We start from the raw sequence: 24108 nt of genomic DNA, 5'->3' as shown, positions 1-24108 counted from the left end.
CGCAGCAGCGGTTGCAGGCGGCGCAGCAGCGGCGGACCGACGCCGTGAACGCCTGGACCGAGCGGCGCCAGAACCTGATCCGGTGGTTGTTCGCGACCCCGTCCCCGTCGCAGCAGGTGACCGAGCTGCGCCACCGGGCCGTGGCCACTCTGCTGGGGCTCGACCCGGCCGACGTGGCCCGGATCGCGCAGGACGGGTCCCTGCCGGGACCGGGTGCTCCACCCGCGACGTTCGAGGAGGGCCTGACCCGGCTGAACGAGGTGGCCGTGGCCCTGCGCAACGAGGCCGCGCTGGTCGGGGAGGCCGTGGACGGCGCCCGCGCCCACGTCGTGCAGGTCGTGGCGAGCACACAGGCGGCTCTGGCGGAACCCGTGTGGGAGGCGCACGACGCCGGGATGGACGTCGCCGAGATCGCCACGACAACCGGCTTGTCCCGCGAGCAGGTGGACCGGAGCATCCGGGCCGTCAGCGCGGTCGCGCTGGAGGGTGCGGTGGCGAGGGTGGACGGGATGCTGGCAGTGGCCACGTCCCGGCACCGGCAGGCCTGGCAGGCCCGGGTCGATGCCCGGGACGTGGTGGCAGCGGCCGCGACGGCCGTGGACCGCGCCCGCGCCGCGTTGGTGCAGTCGGGCGCGAACGAGGCCCGCGATCTGGCACCGGCGGTCCGGCAGGCCTACCGCGAAGGCCTGCCGACCGACGACATCCGCGCGATCACCCGCTTGTCGGCCGAGCAGCTGGACCGGCTGCTCACCGGTGTCGAGCCCGAGACGCCGGCAGACCCCGCCGCGGTCGCCACGACACTGCGGGATGCAGTTGCGGCGGTGGACGCCGCGCACGGGGAGGCCCGGGCAGCGCTCGGCAGGGCGAGACAGGACCTGGTCACCGCCGAGACCGCCCTGGCCGCGACCGAGTCGGCGCTGGCAGCTGCGGACGAACACGTTCAGCTGGTCAGGCGCCTGCGTCCGGCGATGCTGGAGCGATCCATCGGCAAGGCGCGCGCTGCCGGGGTCCCGGTCGACGACATCGCCGTCGCCACCCGTTCGTCCGCCTCGCCCAGGAGCGCAGCCACGGGGGAGGCGGAGCTGGTTGCCGCCATCGAGGACGCGGACCAGGCCTTCGCCGACCTGACGGCAGCAGCCCGCCGTCAGGTGGCCGAGATGGAGCCTGCGGTCCGGCAGGCCTACCTCGACGGGATGGCGCCCTCCCTGATCATCCAGATCACCCACCTGGGCGAGTACGCCTTCTGGATCATGGTCAAGGGCCTCGACTCCGAGCGCGCGGCGGCCGAGGAGGAAGGTGCCTACGCGGCTCTGCAGGCCGCGGCCGATGCGGCGATGGGAACGCACGCGGAGGCGCTGCGGAAGAACGCCGCAGCCCAGCGCCGCCTCGACGCTGCGGTGCGTCGCGCTGCGGACAGTGGTCTCACCGACGAGGAGATCGCGCGGATCGGCGAGTTCTCCACGGAATGGGTCGGTGCGCTCCGGGATGCCGGCGCGGAGGGGACCCCGTGGGTCGATGCCGAGACCCTCCAGAGGACCGGCGTCGACCGGGAGAACCTGTTCCGGGACATCTGGCAGCGGCTCGGCCGCCACCACGGCCCGATGCCGGCCGCGGACCTCGCCGAGGCACTCGGGCGCAGCGTGGAGGACGTTCTCGCCGCAGCGGACACCGTCGGGATCCTGCACGCCTACCGTGGCGACGACGGCCGGTGGTACGTCATGCCGGACAGCCACGAGATGTACGGCAGCCCGGAGATCCGGCACCTCGCCGAGGCGGCCGGCACCATCTGGCTGGAGTACCGGGCTGCCGTGCGGACGGGGCAGGGCGAGCTCGCCGACCGGCTGAAGGTCGCACTGGATCAGCTGACGGAGCTCGGCGTCGTGATCCGCGACGACACCGGGTCGCAGTACCTCGCTGCCACCGGCGACCCCGCGTTCGGCGCGGTCCCCCACGGCCCTACCGCGGAGACCGCCGGCCGTGACATCGACGAGCTGAGGATCACCGCGACTCACCGCCCGGCCGTCTACGTGGGTGGGCGGCTGATCCTCAGGGGCACGGTGGGGCTGGGGGGCTGGCGGGCCGACCTGAGCCGCAACGACCCGTTCACGTGGGTCAACCCGGACCGGCGCGCGGTGGACAGCCCCGACCCGGCGATCTACCGGACAGCAGTGGGGGTGATCGACGCTCTCCTGTCGGAACTGGGCTCCCCGAGCTCGACGCGCGGGGAACGCAAGATCCGCCGGCAGCTCGACGCGCTGCGCGGCGTGCTCCCGGTCGGAACCGACCCGGAGCAGCCCCGGGCCGGCCCGTCCCCGGTCGGCGACGGCAGCACCCGCCAGAACGTGGCAGGCGGCCTGCCGAGCACCTCACACGCCGGGCAGGCGGGGGGAGCGGGGACGGGTGGCACGGGGTCGAACGACGCCGTGCCCACCGCGGGCGGGAGCACGCCGGACTCCCCGGCCGGCCCGGCCGCGGCCCGACCGGTGGCGGAGGGTTCGGCCGTCGAGGTGGACACGACGGCGCGCGGCCCACCCCCGCACGCCGTTCACGACGACATCCCCGGCACCGCTGTCCCCGGCACCGATCGTCGGGCCACCGGTGACCGCGCCCCCGCGAGTGACGCGGGCGCGGCGATGTTCGGTGCCCCGCTCAGCGACGTGCAGGTGGCGGCGTTCGAGGCGTCGTTGCCCGAGCTGTACGCGATGGCGCAGGTGCGGGGCGAGTTCGTCAACCCGGTCACCGGGCAGCCGATCGACCTGATCGAGAACGACACGGCCTTCACGGTGCTGCCCAGGGAGCTGCACGACCTGCCGGGCCGGATGCTCGGGTTCACCTGGCGGCATCCGCTACTCGCGCCGCAGGGCCGGCGGGTGATGTTCGCCGAGACCTACGCCGACCTCGTCCGGATGACCCGGCTGGGGCTGCTGCCGAACGCGTGGTGGCTGCGGTTCGACGCGCACGAGAACGGGTTCCACCGGGATGGCCTCACCGAGGTCGACGGGCTGCCCCACGACGCGCACGAACGCGGCCTTGCCGATGATCTGCCGTTGGCCATGAAGGTCAAGCTGAGCCTGGGCGAGGCTCGCGCCGCGACGATCGCAGGCCTGGTGGCCCGGCTGGGCGTGACCGAGTCGCAGATCCGCGATGCCGTCGCCGACTGGAAGCAGCCGGACCGCATGGTGGTCTCGCCGGACGGTGTCGTGTTCGCGGTGACGGTCCCGCCTGCCCACCTCACGGAGGCTCCGATCGTGCGCGCGGAGACCACGACCCGCGCGCGGGCGTCGTGGGTGCGGCAGGCTCTGGCGGCGGCCCTCGCCGTTGTGGTGCTGGTCGCGGGTGCGGCCCCCGCGGCGGCTCTCCCGATCGCGGCTGCCGCCACAGCACCCGGCGTCGGCACGGTGATCGGGCAGGTGGTGATCGCCACGGGGGCGCTGTTGCTGACGCTGTTCGGCGTCGGCAGGCTCGTCCGTGGCCTGCCACGGGAGCATGCAGGCGCGGAGCTGGCCCGGCGGCTGGGCCTGGACGGTTACCCGTCGGCGCATGCCGGGACGGCCCTGTTCGGGGTGGGGCTGCTCGGTCTCGCGCTCGGTGCGGACGTGGTGGCCGCCGCCCCGATGCTCCTGGGGAACATGCTCTGGTTGCTGTCGTTCCGGGTGCGGCCGACGGTGGAACGCGGCTGGAACCTGGGCGGGCGCATCGGCCGGGCGGCCGCCGTGGCGTACACGCGGTGGGAGATCGAGCGGGCGCGCGCGGCCTTCGACGTGCCCCGGCTGGTGTCGCTCGTGAACCGGTTGGCGTCGCTGCGCGGGGTGCTGGAGCGGGTCAGCCGCAACCGGTGGTGGACGTACCGGGCGACGCTGTCCCGGCTCGACCGGGCCACTGGCCAGGAGCTGGCCCGGTTGGACGGCACCGTGGCGTGGCGGGAGGCCCTGGACCGGCGGTTGCTGCCCGACGAGGACACGGAACTCGGGTACGAGGGCGAGTACGGGGAGGACCTGGCGTGGGGACAGCCCGAGGACCGGCTTCGCGCCATGGGGATGACCACGCTGGTCGACCCGGAAGGCGGGTTCAAGATCGGGTGGGCGCTCCGGGATGCGGCCGTCCCCGCCGGCATGGCCGACCTGCTGAAGCGCTCCGGCTGGGCGAGCACAGCGGGGCTGTCACTGCCGGACCGGTACCTGCTCGTCGGCGCGTTCGCAGGCAACCGCCGGGTCGTGCTGACCGAGCGCGGCCGGATGGTCGTGCGGCTGCCCGACGGCGCCGAGTGGACCGACAGCCGGGCCGGCCTGCACGCCCTGGACAGTCGTGAGCGCAGTGGCACATACCCCGTCCGGGCGAGCCTGGTGATCGGCCGCGGCGGTGCCGACCTGGAACTGGGTGTCGGTGACGACGACGTCCACGCCGTGATCTACCACACCGCGGGGGGCTGGTACGTCGCTCCGTTCGGGGACGCCGAGGTGCGGGTCGGCGGCGCGTCGGTCACGCGGCCCACCCGGCTCGCGGACGGTGATCTGCTGCGGTTCGGTTCCGGTATCCGGTACGAGTTCCGGACCGAGCAGTCCCGACGCGGGTCGGGATACCGGAGCTTCGATCTCGGCACGGTCGCTTTCGCCCTGGCGATCGGGCTTCCCACGCTCCCGGCCACGGTCGTCCTGGCGCTGGCGGGCGCTGCCGCGGCGATCGGGCTCGCAGCGCTGGTGGTGCGGGCCTGGCGGGCGGGGCTGCTGTCGCGGGCACGCGTGGTGGTGGCGACGCAGGGGTTGTGGAACGCGGTTCGCACGCGTGCTCCGCCCGCACCGCGGCGCATGCTCGCGGCCCTCGGGATCGCGGCGGTCCTGCTCGGTGGGCCTGCGGGTGCCGGGGCCACCGGCGATTCCGGATCGGCCCGGAGCTCGGGAGCCGAGACGAACACGTCGGAGCTGGTGCACGCGTGGCGCAGCCAGGCCGGTGCGCTGCCCGACGCGGTCATGACCGGTACGGCCGTCCGCTCGCAGGGCAGGCACGGCGGGGCCGGTCGGCGCTCGGGCAACGGTGTCCCCGACAGCAACAGCCCGGGACGGCCCGGCGGGCCCCGGAGGGTCCGCACCGGGTCGTTGGCGGACTCGTCGGACACCGGGTACGAGCTGCGGGGCCTGCGGAAGGCGGTGTTCGAGGCGAAGCTCGCCCGGATGTTCCGGGATGACCCGGACCTGCTGATGCGGGCGTCGCCGATGCTCGGGACGAGCTTCCCCGGTGTGGTCGTGCTGCCACGGAACGGTTTCGAGCACTTCACGGATGTGCTCGCCTACACGACGGATCAGAACGGCGAGCCCCTGTTCGTGCTGTTCTCCGACCTGCTCGCCGAGGTCGACCGCCTCATGCCGGACCTGGTCGACGGGGTGCGGCGGGCCACCTATTTCACGCAGGCACTGGTGTTGTACGAGCACCGACGCCGCGTCGAGGGTGTGACCCTCGATGAGGACGGGCGGCTGCGTGAGGCGCGGGACCTGGTCGGCCGGTTGCACGACGCGCGGGCCGCGGCCTCGGCGCAGGTGAACGCCCTGGCTCGGATCGTGGACTGGTACGCGGGCGTGCGCGGGCACACCGCGGCGGCTGAGCGCGCGCGGCAGCGGTCCGCGAAGCTGGAGCTGTTGGAGTCGTTGCCCGCGGCCCTGAACCGCGCACCCGATGCCGCGACGGCCGGGGAGCTCCTCGCCGAGGCCCGAACGATGGCGGAGGAACTCGAGGCGCTGAGGACGGCCCCGCGGGCCGAGCGGCGGTTGCCGGGCAACGACGCGATCCTCGCGGCGCTCCCGGACATCGTGTCCCTGCTCGGTGCGGTCGATCTCGACCAGGCAACGCGGGAGACCTGGGCCGACCATCTCGATCCCGAGCGCGCGAGGTTCGCGCGGACGCCGGTCGGCTTCCCTGCCCAGCAGGCGGCGCTGCGGCGCTACGTCGCCTACACGCTCGCGATCCTGCGTGGTCAGCCCCTCGACCGGACGGCCCCGGCCCCGGCGGTGCGGCTGCGGCTCCTGCACGAACCGATCACCGATCCGAGTGGTCGGAAGGTGACCGAGCTCGCCCGCACCGAGGGAACGGAGCTCGTCGTCTACGCCATGGATGCCTGGGGCGTCCTGCAGGTGCTCACGGAGGCGCTGTACGCCGGGTGGGACGGGTTCGGTGGAGAGCAGCGCCGGGTGATCGCCGAGCTCGCGGGTCGGGTGGCCGGGCGCTCCTCCATGCCGGTGGACGAGCAACGGCAGCCGACCTGGCTGTCGCAGCGGGTGCGCGACGAGATCGACAGTCGCGGCTGGGAGGAGTCCTGGCGGATCATCGCCGACCGTCTGGCCGAGCGGGACCGTGTCGTCGCGCTGTTCGCCAACCGGCCGGACTGGCAGCGGCTGGTGGCTGTCCACCTCGACCAGCGCTACCTGGCCATGCTGGACCGGGTTGCGCCCACCGCCGTCGCGAAGGACGCGCTCCAGCCGTTGATCAAGAGCGCGAAGAAGAGCCTCGACACCGCCATCGACGGGTTGGGGCTGTCCCGGGCTGACCGCAACCGGATTCGCCACGACGTGGCGGAGGGCATGAGTAAGAGGTGGGGCAAGGGGGGCCTCACCGAGGAGAACCCGTATCTGCCTTACGTTCTGGCAGACCAGGTGGCGTCGCTCGCTGTGGAGTCGTACCTGGCTGGGGTGGTGGATGCCGAGGCGCTGCGGATCAGCGAGCTGGTCGGGATCGCCGTTCCGCTGTTGTATTGGGCGAGTGCCGCGGGTCCGTCCCAGCCCAGGGAGAGGGTCCACCTCGTAGGCACCTTGTCCTATCAGATCGATGTCGGTGACCCGCTGCGCGATGTCCTCGCCGCCGCCTTCGCGAAGCTGGTGCCCGAAGAACTGCACGAGCGGCTCGGCGTCGGCACCCGGCAGGTGCACGAGATCAGCAAGTACCTCGACGACCAGCACCTGCGCCTGCGCGAACAGCAGATCGAACTGGCAGGTGAGGCGCGGGTTGCCGGGACGCAGGACGCGCCGACGGGACTTTCGGAGGAGGCCGGTGACGCCGGACGCGTCGACGAGATCGAGGGGAATCCGCTTCACCGGCCGGAGTCCGGCGAGACGACCGTGGGATGGGCAGCGGCTGGTGGTGCGGGCGCCGCCGCCGTGGCTCTGGCCGGGTGGCTTGCGGGGCCGGCTGGGGCGGTCGCCGCGGCGGTCGGGTTGGGGCTGCTGGCCGCCGTGGGGTTGCTCGGGTTCACCTGGCGGCATCCGGTGCTCGCGCCACGGGGCCGTGGCCGGGCTGCGCTCGCCGGTCGGGTGTTGGTGCGGGGAGCTGTGGCGTCGGTGCTTGCCGGCGGGGCGGTGCTCGGCGGGCCCCTCGCGGCTGCGGGTTCGGACAGCGCGCACGCGGTGTCGGAGCAGGGGGTGTCGGAGCAGGGGGCGTCGTCCGGTGTGGCGGCCGACCGGGCCGACGAACGGTCGCGGCTGCGGGATCGGGTCGACGACCTGGATCGGCGCGTGTCGGAGGCGCAGGGGGTGTACCGGGGCGGCGACGAGTTGCGCCGAGAAGCGGAAGACGTTGCCCGCGAAGCGGGCCGGTTCGCCGGTGCCGCCGGTGACGCCGGGGCCGGCGGAATCGCGAAGGATGCGAACGAGATCGAGGCGCGGGCTGCGGAGCTGGCTGATCGAGGGGCCGACCTCGGGAGCCTCGGCTACGACGTTCTGAGCCTGAGCGTCGAGCTCGACGGAGCGCCGGTCGGCAAGGTGTCGGAACGCCTGGATGCGCTCGAGGACCGGCTCGCGGAGTTGACCCCGGACCGGGAGCTGCGGTCGGAGCTGGCCGGGCTGGAAGCGCGGCTCGGCGGCCTGACGGTGCAGTTGGAGCATCGGTACGAGGCCTGGACGGCGGTCCGGGCGGATGAGATCGCCCGGCTCGAGGAGCGGGCCCTGGACCTGATGCAGCGCACCCGTGCGCTGGATGATCACTTTGATCGCCAGGAGGAGCTGCGGTCGGCGGCGCACGACCTGGCGGAACGGGCGGGCTTGCTCGATGGCGAGGGCGCGGGCTTCCAGGTCTCGCGGGATGCGTACCGACTCGAAGCGCGCCTCGCGGGGTTGAGCTCGGACGGGCCTACGGTCGCGAGGCTGTCCAATGAGACGTCCGAGCTCTGGACCACCCTGGATGGCGTCCCGGCCCATGGGTTGGCGGGACGGCTCGACGAACTGACCGGGCAGGCCGACGAGCTGGAGGGGCGGCTCGGTCGGTTGTCTCCGTCGGGCGAGAAGCTGCGTTCCGAACTGCCCGCGCTGCACGCGCAGCTGGCGGAGCTGAATGCGCGCTGGGAGGTGGCCGAGCCGCAGGCCGAGTGGCGATTCCAGTGGGGGCGATGGGCAGGGACCGGAACCGTCGTTGTGACCCTGGTAGCAGCGGGCATCGCAGCGGATCTGCGGAAGCGGCGCATGGACCGGCAGGCGCGGGCGTCGCAGCACAGCGCGGTGGCCGACGGTGGCGCGGCGGCTGTGGCGGCGGGCCCGCCGGGCGCGGACCGGCCGGACGTGCATGCGGTGCCGGCGACTGGCGGCCGGATGACTCCGTTGGAGATGGCGCCGTACGTGATGCCGCGAGGCCCACCCGGGATGAGGGTGTTGGTGGCGGACGGCCAGACGCCCGCATCTGCGCGGCCCGTGTCCTGGTCTGCCGATCGCGGCGCGGCCGTGATCACGAAGGCGATGCTGGACGAGGTCGTCGCACACCTGAGCGCAGGCAGGTTGGACGGTGCCTGGTGGTACGGGGTGCTCGCGCAGGCCCGCCACGGTGCCTTCCCGGCACGATTCGCCGGGGCGTTGCGCAGAGCGCGTGCGGCCCAGGAAGCGGGCCTCGCGTCCGGCCGGTTCGTCGCCCGCTGGCGGTGGATCGTCGTGAGCTTCGGCGTCGGAGCCGTGCTGAGCTGGCTGGCCCAGGGCGGCCTGGCGCTGGCGGGGATCCTGCCCGAGCGGATCGACGTGTTCGCCAACACCGCGGTCCTGAACCTGCGCGACATGCTGCCTGAGCCCTTCGACGTGTTCGATCACGCCGGGAACCTGTCGCTCAGCCTGATGGCCACCGCGTTGGTCGTTGTCGCGCGGTTCTGGCACGAGCGTGACTTCTCCGGGAAGACCTACCTCGCGCGGGCGGAGTTGAGGTCGTTCGTTCGGTTCTGGATCCCGTTCGTGCTGGTGCCGTTGGCGGTGCTGCTGAACGCGACGAGCGAGACGCAGTGGGGTCTCAACTACTTCGGGTACAGCATCTTCGACACGTTGACTTCTCCGGACCTGGGGGACCTGGTCTACGGGGTGGGTTACGCCGCCCTGACTGCCGCACTGATGTGGGGGCGCGACACCTCATCGCTGCGACTTCCCACCACGCTGCTGGAGCGGTTCTCGGTGCTCGCAGGTCGGCGGTGGGGCAGGGTCGACCCGGCGCGGCTACAGGCCACCTACGGTGGCCTCGGCTGGGCCGAGTCGCTGGATGCGCTCGTGCGGTTGGGTCTGGCAGAGGGGGACATCGACCGGGGTTACCGCACGAAACCTGAGCTGACCAAGCTCTGGCGGGAGGCCCGTCGAGGGTTGCGGCAGCAGGTGCGTGCCGGCGACCGGACGCTGCCGCGTGGCACGGACCTGGCCGCACTGACCGTCCAGCGGCTCGGGCCGGAGGGCATCACCCCGGTGGAGCGGGCCGCGGTCGCAGCCTTGGAGTCGACCCTCCGGGATCGGGGCATCCACGCCTGGAAGATCCCCAGGCAGGTCCGCCGTGACGTGATCCGGAGGGGCCTCGGCGAGTACCCCGCCACCCGGCGCTGGAAGCTGCCTCGCCGCGATTTCCCCACCTTGATCCTCGGCACCGGCCGTGGCCGGGGCGCTGTTGGCCGACTCCGCATCCGAAACGCGGCGGCGACGTCGGTCGTGCTCGCGCGGGCCGAGCTGCGTTCCCTCGCGAACGCGTTGGACGGAACAGGCATACCCACACTGGCGCGCGCCGTCGTTGCCACATGGCGGACAGCCGGACTGGGTGGCCACCGCAATGAGCAGACGAGGCGCACCGTCGAGGACCTGGCTCGCGCGATCGAGGCGCGCGCCGCACCGGCTGGGGTGACGCTGCGCGAGGTCGAGTCGCTCGGGTTGGCCGCGCGGCTCCTGTACTGGGGGACCGCGGCTGCTCCGCCCACGGTCGAGCACGCCACGGAAGATGCAGCAGACATCGAGGAGGCGGTGCGGCAAGCCGCGACCACCGCCTACTCCAGCCTGCTACCCGAGAAGCTGGGCACGGCGCTCGGGCTCGACCGGCGCCCCCTGCACGAGCTCCTCGGGGAGCTGGTCGCGCAGATGTCGCCGCGCCTTCCCGATGCGGATGACGCGCCGCGCCACGACGCCGGGCGGGTGTCGGTCGGGACCCTCGCGGGTGGTGCGCTGCTGCTGGGTGCGGTGGGGGTGGTGGCCGGGTTCGTCCAGAGCATGCCGGTGTTGACGGCCGCGGGTCTGGTGATGGTGACCTCGTGGGCTGCGTCGGCGGTGCTGGCGTGGGTGCGTGCTCGGGCGCCTCCGGGCAGAGCGGCGACGGTGCGCGTTGCGGTCGTGGAGGCCACGCCGATGGCTGGTTGGCGGCTGCTGCGAGGAGCCGCGGTGGTGGTGTTCGCCGCGACGGCGGTGCTCGGCGGGCCGGCCGCCGGGGCGGGATCGACTACGGCCCATGCGGCGGCGGACAGCGTCGTGGGTGCACCGGCGCGGGACGGTGAGGTGTCGGAGCGACTCGCAGACCTGGTGGATCGGGCAACGAGGCTGTTGAACGACGCGGGTGAGCGGGGTGCTGCGGTTGCCGGCCGGGCGCGGATGCTGTCGGTACGGGGCGACGTGCTGGCGGGTGATGCGGACGTCGATCGGATCCGGGAACGGGCCTCCGGCGTGGAAGCCGATGTGTTCGTCGTGGTGTTCATGGCGGTCGAGCTCCACGAGTCGTCCATGGGGCTTTCGAACGAGGTCGCGGGTGCTGGGCTGGACGGTCGAATCGCGCTCGTCGAGGCGGACATCGCCGCTGCGGAGGCGCGGATCGCCGAGTTGCCGGAGCGGGAGCGGGTGCTCGAGGACCTGGAGCGGCGCCTGGGTGAACGTGAGCGGGTCGTGTCGCCGACCGGGGCTGCCGAGCGGCAGGTGCTGGGTGGCTGGCTGGCGGAGATGGAGGGCCCCACACACCAGTACCGGCACCGCTACGAGGAGATCCGGGACATCGGGCGCCGGGCGGAGGAGTTGGGCGAGGCCGCCGGATCCGTCGAAGGGGCGGCGCCGATCGTCGAGTCCGCGGCGAGGATCGCGCGCGAGGTCGACGCTGTTCTCGGCGGGATCGACGATCCGGCAGGCGCGGTATCGGCGGCCGGGGAGCTGCGGGCCCGGCTCGAGGATCCCGCAATTGATCCCGCCGATGTCCGGGTCGCGGTCGCCGACCACGTCGGCGCTCTCGCCGAGCTCGACATCGTGCTGATCGCTGCGGAGGCACGGCAGTTGTCGTCGGGTCTCCACGAACTGGAGCAGCGACTGGATGAAAATCGCGCGCGGAACTCGTCCGAGGAAACAAGGCAGTGGGGCATTGACTTCGCGATCGACCAGGGGACGGATTCGTTGTGGAGGGCCGGCTTCATGGCTCTGATGACCGCCGCCGGATTGATGTTGTGGGTGCGGAGGGTCGGCCTTCGGCACGCGGTCGAGATCTTCCGGTTCGGTGCGGGCACGGATCGGAGGTCGCGCGGTGGGCAGGCCTCGGCCGCGGTCGGCGCTCCCGAGGTCATCGACCTGGTCGTGTCCAACCCGTACCGGCGGTTCCGTGTGGTGGTGGTTGCCGACGGCACCGTGTGGATCACGCCGCAGGTGGAGCGCAGCGAGCCGGCGGCGTGGACCGGGATGCGGCAGGCCGAAGCCGTCCCGGAGGGCTGGGGTCATGAGGTGCTGGCCGCTTCCGCGCAGATGGGCGTGGACGCCGGCGGGTTGCTGGCCTTCCGGCTTCGGGGATTCGCGGGCGACGTGGATGGCTCCGAGGTCGCCGGCCACGAGGTGCTGCGCGACCGCGTCGTGGCTGCGCTCCGGGCGGGTGGGGTGCGGGTTGTCGAATCGCCGGAGACGCCGACGCGGAGTACGGGTGAGTCCGGTGCGGCAGGGCTCGCTGACGAGAGCGATGGGAATCCGCGTCGCCGGGAGGAGTCCGGGGAGACGCACGTGGGCTGGGCTGCGGCCCTTGGCGCGGGCGCCGCCGCAGTGACGCTGGTCGGGTGGCTTGCGGATCCGGCTGTGGCGGGCGCCGTGGTGGCCGGGTCGGGATTGCTGGGCGCAGTGGTGGCCGGGTGGCGTTGGTTGCGTCCGCTGGTGCGTGGGTGGTCGGTGCGCGGGCCGAACGCCCCGACTGCGGCTGGGGTGCCGATGGAGCGGATGGGCGGCACTCCCGACCCCGAGGTGATCGAGATCTTCCCCGGTTCGTTGCGTGTCGTGCTGGTCGAGATCGGCGGACGACGGTTCGTACTCAAGCGCGGTCGCACTATGAAGCACCCGGTGGTCGAGGCCGCGTCGAATCGCCAGTTCCGGCTGCTGAGCGACCCCGTTTCGGGAATCACGCCCGCCGCGTGGTCGGAGCTCGATTCCGGCATCCGCGACGACGTCTTCGATCAGCTCGCCGTGAACATGGTGCGCAACGCCCTGCCGGGCAACTGGGATGGGACCTCTCCGAACAACGTCGTCGTCGACGAGCACGGCCGGGCGGTCCAGATCGACTTCGATCAGGCCGACCGGTACTGGCCGGAGCTCGCATTCGGGTTGTATTCGATCCACCCGCGGATGCCGGAGCTGACCCCGGACGGTTCGCTGGAGAGCTACCTGCGGCTCATGCTGCACTTCGACCCGGCTGTCTACGGCCGGCTGGGTGAGGGCGAGGTCATCGCCCTGGTGGGGGATGTGCTCCGGCGCGGAGATGCGTTGTTGGCGACCGCGCTGGACGAGGGGGCCCGCCGGCGCATGCTGGCCGACCTCGCCTGGATCGAGTCGGTGCTCGCCGCCGAGGCCGCGGGCCGGCCCCAACCATTGGGTGTCGCGCTGACCGCGTCGATGGCGGCCGCCGGCGACTTCATCCGGAACAACGAGGAGGGCGCCGCCGGGTTCGGTGACCCTGCTCGCCGTGACCGCCACCGGGCCGAGGCGATCGCGCGGGCGGATGCTTTCGCCGCCCCGGTCGTTACGCGCGGTCCGCGTAAGACCCTCGACTCGGCTGGGGTCGCTGCGCGGCTGGACCAGGGCCGCTCGGTGCGGGTACACGGCGTCGAGGACACCGGGCGATGGACCGCTCGATGGACGGTCAACGTTGGACGCAAGGCCTTCAAGCGCGGTCCGCCTGCCGCTCTGGGGCGACGGATCGGTGCCACGGTGGTGCTGGCTGCCGTGCTGGTTCTGGTGTCGGGAGGTTCTGCGGTCGCCGCCCCGCTGCTCGCCGCCGGCACCGCACCCGAGCTGGGCCCAGCCGCTGTAACCGCCGCGGTGGTGTCGTTGGTCGTGGGCGGTGTGGCGAGTGTGCTCGACGCGATGCGGGCCGCGCGTGCGGCGGCCGAACGGCGCAACGGTCAGCTGGAGTCGGTGCTGCGGTCGGCGGAGATCGTGAAGCTGTCGCCGGATATGGCCACCGCCAAGGTGTTCGCGGATGACGCACGGAAGCAATTGGACGCGGTGGTGGCCGGCCTGAAACGCCGCGGGCCGCGGTCGAGGTGGGAGCGTGCGCTGCGGGTCGATCTGGTGGACGTGGGTTTGCTCCGAGAGGCCCAGGACGTCGTGTGGCGGGTCGAGATGGATCTTGAGTCGTTCTCCGAGGACCGGACGGATCTCACGTGGTTCGCCCACAAGTTGTTCGCGCTGGATGTGGACACGGAGACAGCGCCGGTCGAGTCCTGGCGGACCGAGCTGAGCGCGTTGCGGGGGCCGCGGTCGCCGCGTGACTCGGAGTACATCAACCACCTGCCCGACGTCGCACAGGCGAAGGAGGAGGCGAGGCGGCTCGACGGGATCGTGAAGTCGATCCGGGAGCGACTCTGGCAGGTGCTGGCTGCCGATCTGGTGCTGCGCCATTCGAGTGTCCGCCGCATGCCGGGGGACAAGGAGCAGCTGCGGGCGCTGTTCAAGGGGGTCGTGGTCGGGTCGGTGGCGCTGTTCGGGCTGCGCGAGGAGTTGTTGCGGCGGGTGGAGTCCGCCCTGACCGAGTATGTCGCCAACGGCATGCGGGCCGAGGACGAGCGTGGGTGGCTCGGGGTGGTTCTCGAGCACCCCTGGGACGAGAACTCGCCTCTGCAAGAGACCTTGACACCCAGGGTGCGTGCGGAGCGCGCGCTCGAGATCGTGCGGGCGCTCCTGAGTGAGGGTCCGGGCGGGGCCGGGCAGCCGGACCGTGATTCGCCGGACGCCGGGGAGGGAGGGTCGGCCTCCCTCGGCGTGGTGCTGACGATGGCGGTCGCCGCCGGCATCGGCGCCTCCTGGTTGGCGGGTGGGCTGGTGGTGGGCGCGGTCGGGTTGGTCGCGGCGCTGGGTTGGGTTGCGGTTGATCGCGGTCGGGTGGTGGAACGGGTCCGCGGTCTGCTCCGTAGCCGGGCTCCGCCGCTTCGAGCGGTGCTGGGCGGGGCTGTCGCGGTGGTGACGGCCGGTCTGCTGGTCCTCGGTGGTGCCGCCGTTGGGGCCGCTGCTCACACGACGATGCCGGGATCGGCCACATCGCATCAGGTCTCGACCGGTGGGGTGGTGTCCGCTCCGGCGGATCGGGTGCTCGGGGCGCCGGTTCGGCTTCCCCGCGCCCCGTCCGAGCAGGTCCCGGCGGCGGAGAAGCACACCACGAAGGTGGAGAAGGACGACAGCCTGACGATGCTGGCGCGCGCCTATGGCGTGTCGGTGCGGGCGTTCGTGGATGCGGACCCCGGCCGGTTCCCGACGGTGGGGAGCCGGGACCTGATCCGAACCGGTGAGTCGCTCACGGTTCCGGCGGAGTGGAACGGGGTGTACCGGGTGCAGCCCGGGGACTCGTTCGACGTGGTCGCCGCGCGGTTGGGGATCGACCCGGACCGGTTGGCGCAGGCACTGGGCGACCGGTTCCCGACCGTCGAGAGTCGTGGCCTCATCCACCCCGCGTACCTCTCCGACACGGGCGTCCGCATGGGTGACTGGTTCACGGTGCCCGGCGCGGTCCCGGAGCCCTCGCCGGGCGACGACAGGGGTCCTGGTGGACCGGGCGAGGAGGGCCAACGCCCCACCCCGACGAAGCCCCCTGCTCCGGGCACGACACCGGCGCCGGACCCGACCCCGCTCCCGCCCCCGGCGGCGGACCCGACTCCGGTCCCGACTCCGGCACCGCCACCGGTGACGGTGCCCGAGCTGCCGTGGCGGACGGTGGGGATCGTCGGACTGGCCGTCGCGGGTGCCGTCGCGGTGTTCATCGGGTTGCGCGCGCTGGTGCGGGAGAAGGCGGCGGCCGGCGGAGGCAAGCTCGTCAGCGGTCTGCGCGGCGGGCCGGTCGCCGGGCTCCGGTGGGTCCGCGGGCGGTGGCGGGCCGAGTGGACGCTGTGGCAGCAGGCCCGCGGGGTTGCCAGTGCACGGGCGATCGTCGTGCGTGCGGCCCACGAGCTGCGTCGCGAGCAGCGCCGCGCCGTGGCCGCCGCTACGGCCGAACAGCTGGGTTGGCTCAGGTGGCTGATGGATCGCAACGCCGCGACTGCTCGCGGGGACCAGCGGTTGACCCGGGACGAGCTGATCCGGCGGATCGGGCAGGAGTTCGGCGTCGGCCAGGATGCAGCGCGGACGCTCGTGGACCGGGCGGGTGCGCTGCGCGAAGGGGCGCCGCCGCCTGCCTTCGGCGCCGACCTCCGGTTCTCCCTCGCGGCCGTCGTCGTGGCGGTGCGGTTCGCGCAGGCGCACCCGGCCGTCGCTCTCGCCGCCGCCCGGTGGAAGGAGGCCGAGGAGACGAAGCGGACGATGGCCGGAGAGCGCCCGCAGGACGGCGATCGCACCCGCCGATCCGACGCGGTGACGATCGCGGTGGCCGCCGGTGTGTCCCGGCAGCGGGCCGAGCAGGTGGTGCGCCGGGCCGCCGAGGGCCGGTCCGTCGCCGGGATCGGGGTCGGGCTGCCCGCCCGGCTGGGTCTCGACGTGGCGGGGGAAGGCCCTGCTCGACATGGCCACCCGGTGGCGGAGCGCCGGCTGGCGCGGTTGGCGGCGGTCGCCGGTCTCGTCGCCGGTTTCGCCGCGGGTACCGGGGTGAGCGCGGGGCTGCTCGGGGCGGGCGCGGTGCTCGGACCCACCGGCCTGATGATCGCGATGGCAGGGCAGGCGATGATGGTGGTGATCGCGTGGTGGACGCCACGGCAGACCCGGGGCCCGCCGTGGATGCAGGTCGCGCTGGGTGCGGTCGTCGGGTCCGTCGCCGGCGTGTTCGGGCCGGCGCTGCTCGGGTGGGCCGGGTCGTTGTGGGTGGGCACGCTCGCGGTGCAGGCCGGTCTGTTCGGGGTCAAGGCGCTGCTGGTGCCGTTGGTGAATGCCGGCCTGACCTTCCGGTACGTGCTGCGCCGTCAGCACGCGAACCGGCAGTCCGGTATGGAGACCCGGTCGCCGCGCCAGCTGGCCTGGGCGTCCGCCATCGCCGTCTACGTGATCTCGGCGGTCCTCGGTGTGATGCGGGCGTTCGACGTGGCCACGGGGCCGTGGCTGCCGATTGCGATGTCGATCGTGTTCGGTTTGCTGAACGCGTTGTCACAGGCCAAGGACACCGGACTCACCCGCCTGTTCAAGGGCGGCATCGGCGGCGTCCTGTCGACGGGCGTGTACCTCGTGATCAGCTCGCTCGGTTCCGCCGGCAGCGTGTTCGCCACGTTCGCCATCGCGGCCCTGGTCTATGCGATCCCGACGGTGTTCACGGACAACGCCAACGCCTGGGTCGGCAAGCACCTGGCACCGCGTGCGAAGTCGAAGGCCAACCAGCTGCGGCCGGGACTCCGGCAGCGGTTCCTGGACTGGGTCGCGGTCGACACCAAGAACTTCTCGCAGGTCGACACCCGGTTGACGGCGTGGAAGCTGCTGGACTCCGTGCTGGCGGGCCTGTCCGCGGTGATCATCAACCGGGCGTGGATGGACCGGGCGTGGATCGTGGAGCACGACTCGCTCACCGAGGTATTGGTGGGGTTCGCCGTGGTTGCGGTCGCGATGTGGCTGTTCAACAAGCTGGTGCGCGACCCGCTCGAGCACCGGTCCGGCTACTACGGTGCCCGGAGCTCGCGTGAGCAGCGGTCGCCGCCACGGCCGGCGTGGTGGCGTGGCGACCGCATGCATCAGCGCGTCGAGAGCTATCGGCAGAGTCGCGGCGAGCTACTGGCGACGGCGGAGGCGGCCGGGTGGGCGCGTGACTCGGACCTGGCAGCTCTGCTCCGGGAGCTGATGTTCGCCCCGATTCCCGAGCCGGCGCCGGAGTGGGCCCCGGAGACACTCGGCCACGACGGGGTCGGCGAGGCCTGGGAGCGGGAGCAGGCGGCGGCGAAGGCCCGCCGTGCGCACCACGTCGTGAAGGTCATGCTGATGGCGACACAGCTGGACGCCGACCTCGACGCGTTGCGGCGGGTCGCGCGGAGGTTGCGGATCGTGGGGCGCGCGGCCGACGCCGAGGCCGTCGAGCGCCATTCCGAGCTCGCACATCGATTGGCGGAATGGGCCCGCGGAGAGGTGTGGGGGCTGCTCACCGCCGAGGGCGACGGGTCGCGCCCCGAGCTCGTGACGATTCTGCGGACGTTCGCGGGTGACGCGGCGCGCGGGCGGACAGACCGGCCGGGACGGGGCCACCGTCTGTGGCGGGAGCTGCTGGCCGCAGCTGCGAAGGACGGCATCCAGCGGCGCGTGGACTATCTGGACGAGCCGCGGAGGAAGCTGCTGGAGGCGATCGCCGACCTCGAGAAGGACCATCCGGACCGCCAGGCGGCGCGGGAGGAGCTGACGCGCGAGGAGGGGCGGTTCCGCCGTGCGGGTGCCACCACACCGAAGAGCGATCCGTGGGAGCTGGTGGCGCAGCTCGCGGAACAGCGTCGCCGCAGTGTCGCCGGAAACGTCACGGCAGCGCAGGAGACGGATCTGCGGCTGTTGGGGGCCGCCATGGGCTGGCTGGAGGCAGCGGCGCTGTTGTCGATCGAGGTCGGTCTCGCCGACGTGGTCCGCAGGGACAACCGCAGGAAATGGGCCCATGCGATCAGCGGGGCGACCGCCGGGTCCCCGCGCAGCCCCCCGTCGAGGGTCCTGGATCGGCTGCTGGTCGTCCTCGGCCACCGAGGGCCGGTCACCGCGCAGGAGTTGGCGGAGCAGGTCGGTGGCACCGGCTGGGCACAGACCCTGAGGGAGCTGGCCGAGCTGGGGGTGCTGACCGGTGACGAGGAGACCGGCTACCGCGCCGATGCGAGGCTGGCCGCCCAGTGGCGGTCGGCCGGTCCGCGGCTGCGGCGCGCGGTCCGCGTCGACCCGGCCGCGTTGCCCGGTGGAGCCGGACTCGCCCCGCTCACCGGTGCGCGCCTCGAGATGGCCGGCCGCACGATCGCCGAGCGGGATGCGGTGGCGGCGTTGCGTGCCCTGCTGCACGAGGCGGACCTGGTGTTCCGGTTGTGGAAGGACGGCTGGCGCGACGACATCCGCACCCTCATCGTGATCCGCGGCGTGGCCGGCCTCGGGTACTGGCTGCGGCACCCGGAGGGCCGGTCGCGCTGGCCGGACGACCGCCCCGTGACGGTCCAGGTGAGATCCGCAGCGCGGGGCTGGGTCGTGCACGGCTGGCAGCACTTCGTGCTGCCCCGGCACCACCGGCGCCATCTGGCTGCCCTGATCCGGGAGGCGGAGCGTGCGGACCGGCTCCACCAGCAGGTGCTGCGGCTGGGATGGTTCCGCACCGACCAGGTGGGTGCTGGTCTGCCCAAGGATGTGAGCAAGCTGCTGTCCACCGCGGTCGCCGTCCGGGTCGAGGCGTATGGGCAGCTTCGCGAGGCCCTGCTGCGGGCGGCGTCAGACCTGGCCGCGGTGGGGTCGTACCCGCACCAGGCCGACCGGACCTTGGCGGCCGCCGACGCGGCACTGGCGAACGCCCCCGGCGCGGACCGGCCGCCCCCCTCCGTCGAGGCCTGGCTGCGCGAGATCACCGGCGAGCTCAACGGGTTCCGCCTCCGGCTGAACCGCTTCGACGCCGTCCTGGCCGGGCTCGAGGCCCGGCTCGCCCCGCTCAGCCACGGAGCCGAACGGGAGCAGCTGGAGATCGCGATCCGGAAGATCGAGGCGAAACGGGACGCGGTGCGGGTCGCGGCGCGGCTGATGCTGGTACGCCACGACCTGAACCAGGCCGAGGCGTGGCGGTCGGGGGATCGCAAGCAGTCAAAGCTCTACCGCACCTTCGGTGGCTGGACCGTGATGGAGACCGCTCGCCGGGCCAAGGAGCGGCTGCTCGCCGCCCACCCGGGAATCCGCGATGTCCGGGTCGCGCCCGCCCCGGACGGGGAGTCGGTCATCCCGCTCCCGGAGGGAGCTGCCCACCCCCACGGCGACTACGACCTCGCCGAGGGTGACATGAGCGCCGCCACCCGCCGGGGACGGCCCAACCGCGGCAACCAGGACGCCGCCACGCTGGTCGTGCTCCCGGGCGGTGACCGGGTGGCCGTGGCGGTCGACGGCGTGTACTCGTATCCCGGCTCCCGTACCGCCGCGCACGATTTCCTCACCGCCTACCGCGCGGCGCTCGAGGAGGGATCCGGCCGCACCCCCGATGAGGCGCTGGCACACGCCCATGAGGCCGCATACGAGGCTCTCACCGCCGGTTACTCCCGGGAGACCGGCCACCAGGCCGTGTCCTACGTGGCCCTGTACGTGGCAGCCGACGGAACGTTCACGACCAGCCACGTCGGCACCGCCCGCGCCTACTGGCTGTCGTCCGCCGACCCTCTCCGCAGCGAGAAGTGGACCGAGGACCACACCCGCGGCGGTTCGATCGTCGACGGCGCCGTCATGACCCGCTACCTGGCGACGGACTTCCACGTGGAGCCCACCGTCCGCCCGCGCCGCCCCGCCGGACCGGGCTGGATCGTGCTCGCCACCGACGGCGGGTGGCGCTACCTGCCCACCCCGAAGGACCTGGCCGGTGCCATCGACGGCGACGGTTCCGCGTGGCCGGCGGTCCGGCTCGCCGACGCCGCTCACCTCGCGGGAGGGGTCGACGACCTCACGGCCGCCGTCCTGGCGGTCGACGGCCCGCCCGCCGCCCACGAACCCGGCGGTGGCGGTGGCGGCGTCGCGGTGGGCGGGTTGCCTGATCCGGTGCGGATCGAGCTGGAGGCGCGGCTGCCGGGTGCGCTGGGCGGTGCCCGTCCGCTGTCGGCCGAGGAGTTCCCGCACCTGGCTCGTGGCCCGCCGGAGGGAATCGGGCTGGTGCGGGTCATCGACGACGACCTGGGTGATGGCGGTGTGCTGCTCGCGTTCGGGTGGCGGCACGCGGTGCACGCCCCCGGTGGGGTGATCGTGATACCGGTGCGGGTGGCGCGGACGGTGGAGCGGTTGATCGCCGACGATCCGCGGTTCGCCGCTTGGTGGCACCGGCTGCTGTGGCACGAGCTGGACTTCCACGTCGACGGTGACGAGCACTCCGGTACCCGGCACGACGCCAACGCCGCGGATCTGGCGGCGGAGTACGTCGCCGCGTCGGCCACCCGTCGTGGGCTTGCCGTCCAGGTGCGCAGCGGTCTTTCCGCGGCAGCCGACCGGATGCGTTCGCGGTTCGGGCGGGCTGGTGAGAGTGCGGAAGCGGAAGCGGTACCGGTGCAGGTACTTGCGGACCGGGTGGTCGAGGCGCCGTACTACAAGCCGGAGCCGGTGTTCTACGGTGCCGGGCCGCTGTATCTCGGCCTGGAACTGGAGATCAACACCCCGCTCGACGGGCATGCGAAGATCGCGCTCCACGCGGATCGGCGGCTGAGCGGTCTGGGATATCTCAAGAGGGACCTGTCGATCGAACACGGGTTCGAGATCGTCACGCACCCCATGTCGTACCCGTGGGCGATGCGGCATTTCCCATGGGGGCTGCTCGACGAGCTACGGAGTTCGGGCGCCGGCGTCGACGGTGAGCTGGGAATCCACGTGCACATCAGCCGAGCAGGGTTCGACTCGCCGGCGCACGTCTATCGGTGGATGAAGTTCATCCACCGCAACCCGGGCCAGGTGGCGGCGGTGGCCCGCCGGAACTCCGTCAAGTACGCCAGGTTCACCGAGCTGGACCGGCGGGATGTCAGGGACTACGCCCTGGGTTCGCGTGGCGGGTCGAAGCGCAGGGCGATCAACACCCGGAACGAGGCGACGTTCGAGCTGAGGGTGTTCGCGAGCTCGTTGGATCCTGTGGAGGTGCAGGCCGCGTTGGGCTTTGCGGCCGCCTCGGTGGAGTACACGCGCACGTTGTCGGTGGCCGACATCGTGGCCGGTGGGTGGGAGTGGTCGGCGTTCGTCTCGTGGCTTCGCGGCCATCCCGAGTACGGCCCGCTGATTCGTGAGTCGGATCGCCGTGTGACCCAGGATTCCGGTGCGTGGGTGCAGCCGTTCTACGACGGGAACTGGCTGGGTGGACGGCCGATGTCGGGGGTCCTGCGGGACCGCGGGATGTTGGCGGAACCGGTCGACGCGGAACGTCGGGATCCGGCGCACGAGACCGGGAACGAACGCAAGGGTGCGCCATCGACCGACAAGCCCCGCACGGACGGCGACGGCTCGGCAGAGCTCGTCGAATTCATGCACTGCGCGGTCTGTGGCGAGATCCATTGGGGTCGCGAGGGAGCGGCTGGTCTGTTGCTGACGCACCGTGCGAATGACGGTGTGCGGGTGCTGATGCAGCTTCGGTCCGGGCTCAATCAGCACGCTGGGACGTGGGGCCTGTTGGGTGGCGGGATCGACGAGGGTGAGACCCCGGTGCAGGCGGCTCAGCGAGAGGCCGAGGAGGAGTCGGGGATCCGTTCCGGCCAGTACCGGCTGACCGGTCGGCAGTACGTCGACGACGACCACAGCAACTGGAAGTACACCTGGGTGCATGCCGAGACCGACGAACTGCTGAGGCCGACACCGACCGACGAGAGCGACGACATCCGCTGGGTCCCGGTCGAGGGCGTGTCCGACCTGAACCTGCACCCCCGCTTCGCCGCGCGGTGGCAGGACGCGTGGAACGAGCTGACCGGTCATGCGCCGGAAACCGGGGCGAGCGGTGGCGCGCTGCAGTCCGTTCTGGTGCCGGCTGCCGTGCTCTGGTCGGGGAACCTCGCGGGGTGGTGGCCAGGCCTGGCCGAGCACGGGCCGATGGCGGTCGGCGTGGCGGTTGCGGTCGGGGCTGCTGCTCTGCTCTGGAGCAGGCGCGCGGCGGTGGCTGCCGCGCTGCGGCGGTGGGCGGAACGGTTGTTGCCGATCCGCGGCCCGCCGTTGCCGGTGCGGCTGGAGCGCGCTTCCCGGGCGTTCGAAGCGGCCGATGAGCGGTTGTGGGCGTCGGCTCCGGGGGCGCAGCGCCGGAGGGCGGCCCGGCAGTTGACGACGGCGCGGGACCGGCTCCACGAGCTGTACGGCGAGCTGGCCGCGCGGATGCCGGAGTGGGAGCACGGCTGGCGGTTCTCCACCGAGGAGGAGATCGACGCGGCGGTGGCGAGGGTGGTCACGCAGGCGCCTGACGCGCTCGTGGGTTGGGATTTCGACGAGACGTTCACCCACATCGATCTCGGTGACGGTCACGAGGACCTTGCGGCGTTGCTCCCAGGAGAGCGGCAGGCGTTGCCGGGTGTGGGGGTGTTGCTGCGGTCGCTGGCCCGGCTGGGGCAGGCGCAGGGTGTCGCGGTCGGGTTGATCTCCGGTTCACCGGTCGAGCTGCTCACCACGAAGCTGGAGATCCCCGGGGACGACCCGATGTACCTGGTGGGCCGCTACGGCTGGGAGGTCGCGCCGCACGGGTCGACGCCGATCTCGTACTTCAAGCTTCCGGGTCCGCAGGAGGAGGACGCGCCGGCGAACAAGATCGTCGGTCTTGGCCGGCTGCTGCGCGCCCGTCCGGACCTCGCCCCGAGGGCGATGCTGTGGGGCGGGGACAGCGAGCCGGACCACGTACTGGTCCGGGACATCGCCGCGGTGCGTGCCGGACACCGGCCCTACCTCGACCCGGCGGTCCGGCCGGACGTCGGCCGGTGGCCGGACGAGGTGGTGTCGGTCGCGGCGGCGAACCCGAAGACCCCGGACGGCTTCGCCGAGTCGGCCACCCTGCGGGTGCGGGGTCCACCCGGGATGGTCCAGCTCAACCTGCGCCTGCACGAGCTGCTGACCGTGCGTTTCAACGCTCCTCAGCGGTCACCGTCGAGCGGGTTGCCCATCGCTTCAACACGGGGATCAGCAACGCCACCGCGATCAGGGACAGGCTGACCATCGAGGCGTACCGGTCGATCAACAGCACGACGTCGACGGCCCGTTGGCCGAGGCTGTAGCCGAGGCCGGCGACCGAGGCGGTCATCAGTGCCGCACCGACGAAGTCGAGCAGCAGGAAGGTGCCCAGCCGCATCCGGGCCCAGCCGGCCGCCGCGTACACCACCGGGGTCGGGATACCGGGCAGGACGGCGACGACGACGGCGAGCCGCAGGAGCCACGGGTTCCACCGCGTGGCCCGGGCGGCGAAGCGCTGAGCGTGCGCGCCTGCGGTGAACATCCTGATGATGCCCGCGCCCCACTGCCGTCCCGCCCACCAGGTCAGCCAGTCGAACTTCACCATCCCGAGTGCCCCTGCCGCGATGACCAGCCAGAGCGGCACCTCGCCGATGCGGGCGAAGGCGTCACCGGCGCCGATCGCCACCAGGTCGCCGGTGACGAACCCGAGCAGCACCGGGTGGTCGGCGAGCAGGAACGGCTTGAGCGGTCTCATCGCCAGTCCCAGCCCGACGACTCCGAGGATCGCGCCGATCAGTGCCAGGTCGATGCGGGTGGTGGGCCCCTGCCACGGCAGCCAGCGTTGGAATCCCCCGGATGCCCGACGGCGCTGGTCGGACGTCGGCGGCGACTCCTCGGCCTCGGGCAC

2 protein-coding genes (1 of these 2 only partly in view) are annotated in these 24108 nt (G+C 72.7%); one reads left to right on the top strand and one right to left on the bottom strand.

Features of this window, described 5'->3' with window-relative positions; genetic code table 11:
* Positions 1–23462 carry the 3' portion of an NUDIX domain-containing protein gene (locus CFP66_RS10735; RefSeq protein ID WP_094922686.1) on the top strand. Its footprint begins 13549 nt before the window's first position, so the window shows 23462 of its 37011 coding nt (coding positions 13550–37011); its start codon lies beyond the left edge, outside the window; its stop codon occupies positions 23460–23462.
* Here the strand turns inward: CFP66_RS10735 and CFP66_RS10730 are convergent.
* Positions 23374–24108, bottom strand: coding sequence for a DedA family protein (locus tag CFP66_RS10730; RefSeq protein ID WP_094922684.1), 735 nt, complete (start codon positions 24106–24108; stop codon positions 23374–23376). The two genes, CFP66_RS10735 and CFP66_RS10730, sit on opposite strands and share 89 nt — an antisense overlap.

The sequence above is a fragment of the Pseudonocardia sp. MH-G8 genome (assembly GCF_002262885.1).
Classification (GTDB): domain Bacteria; phylum Actinomycetota; class Actinomycetes; order Mycobacteriales; family Pseudonocardiaceae; genus Pseudonocardia.
This window is presented reverse-complemented; position numbering and strand designations above follow the sequence as displayed.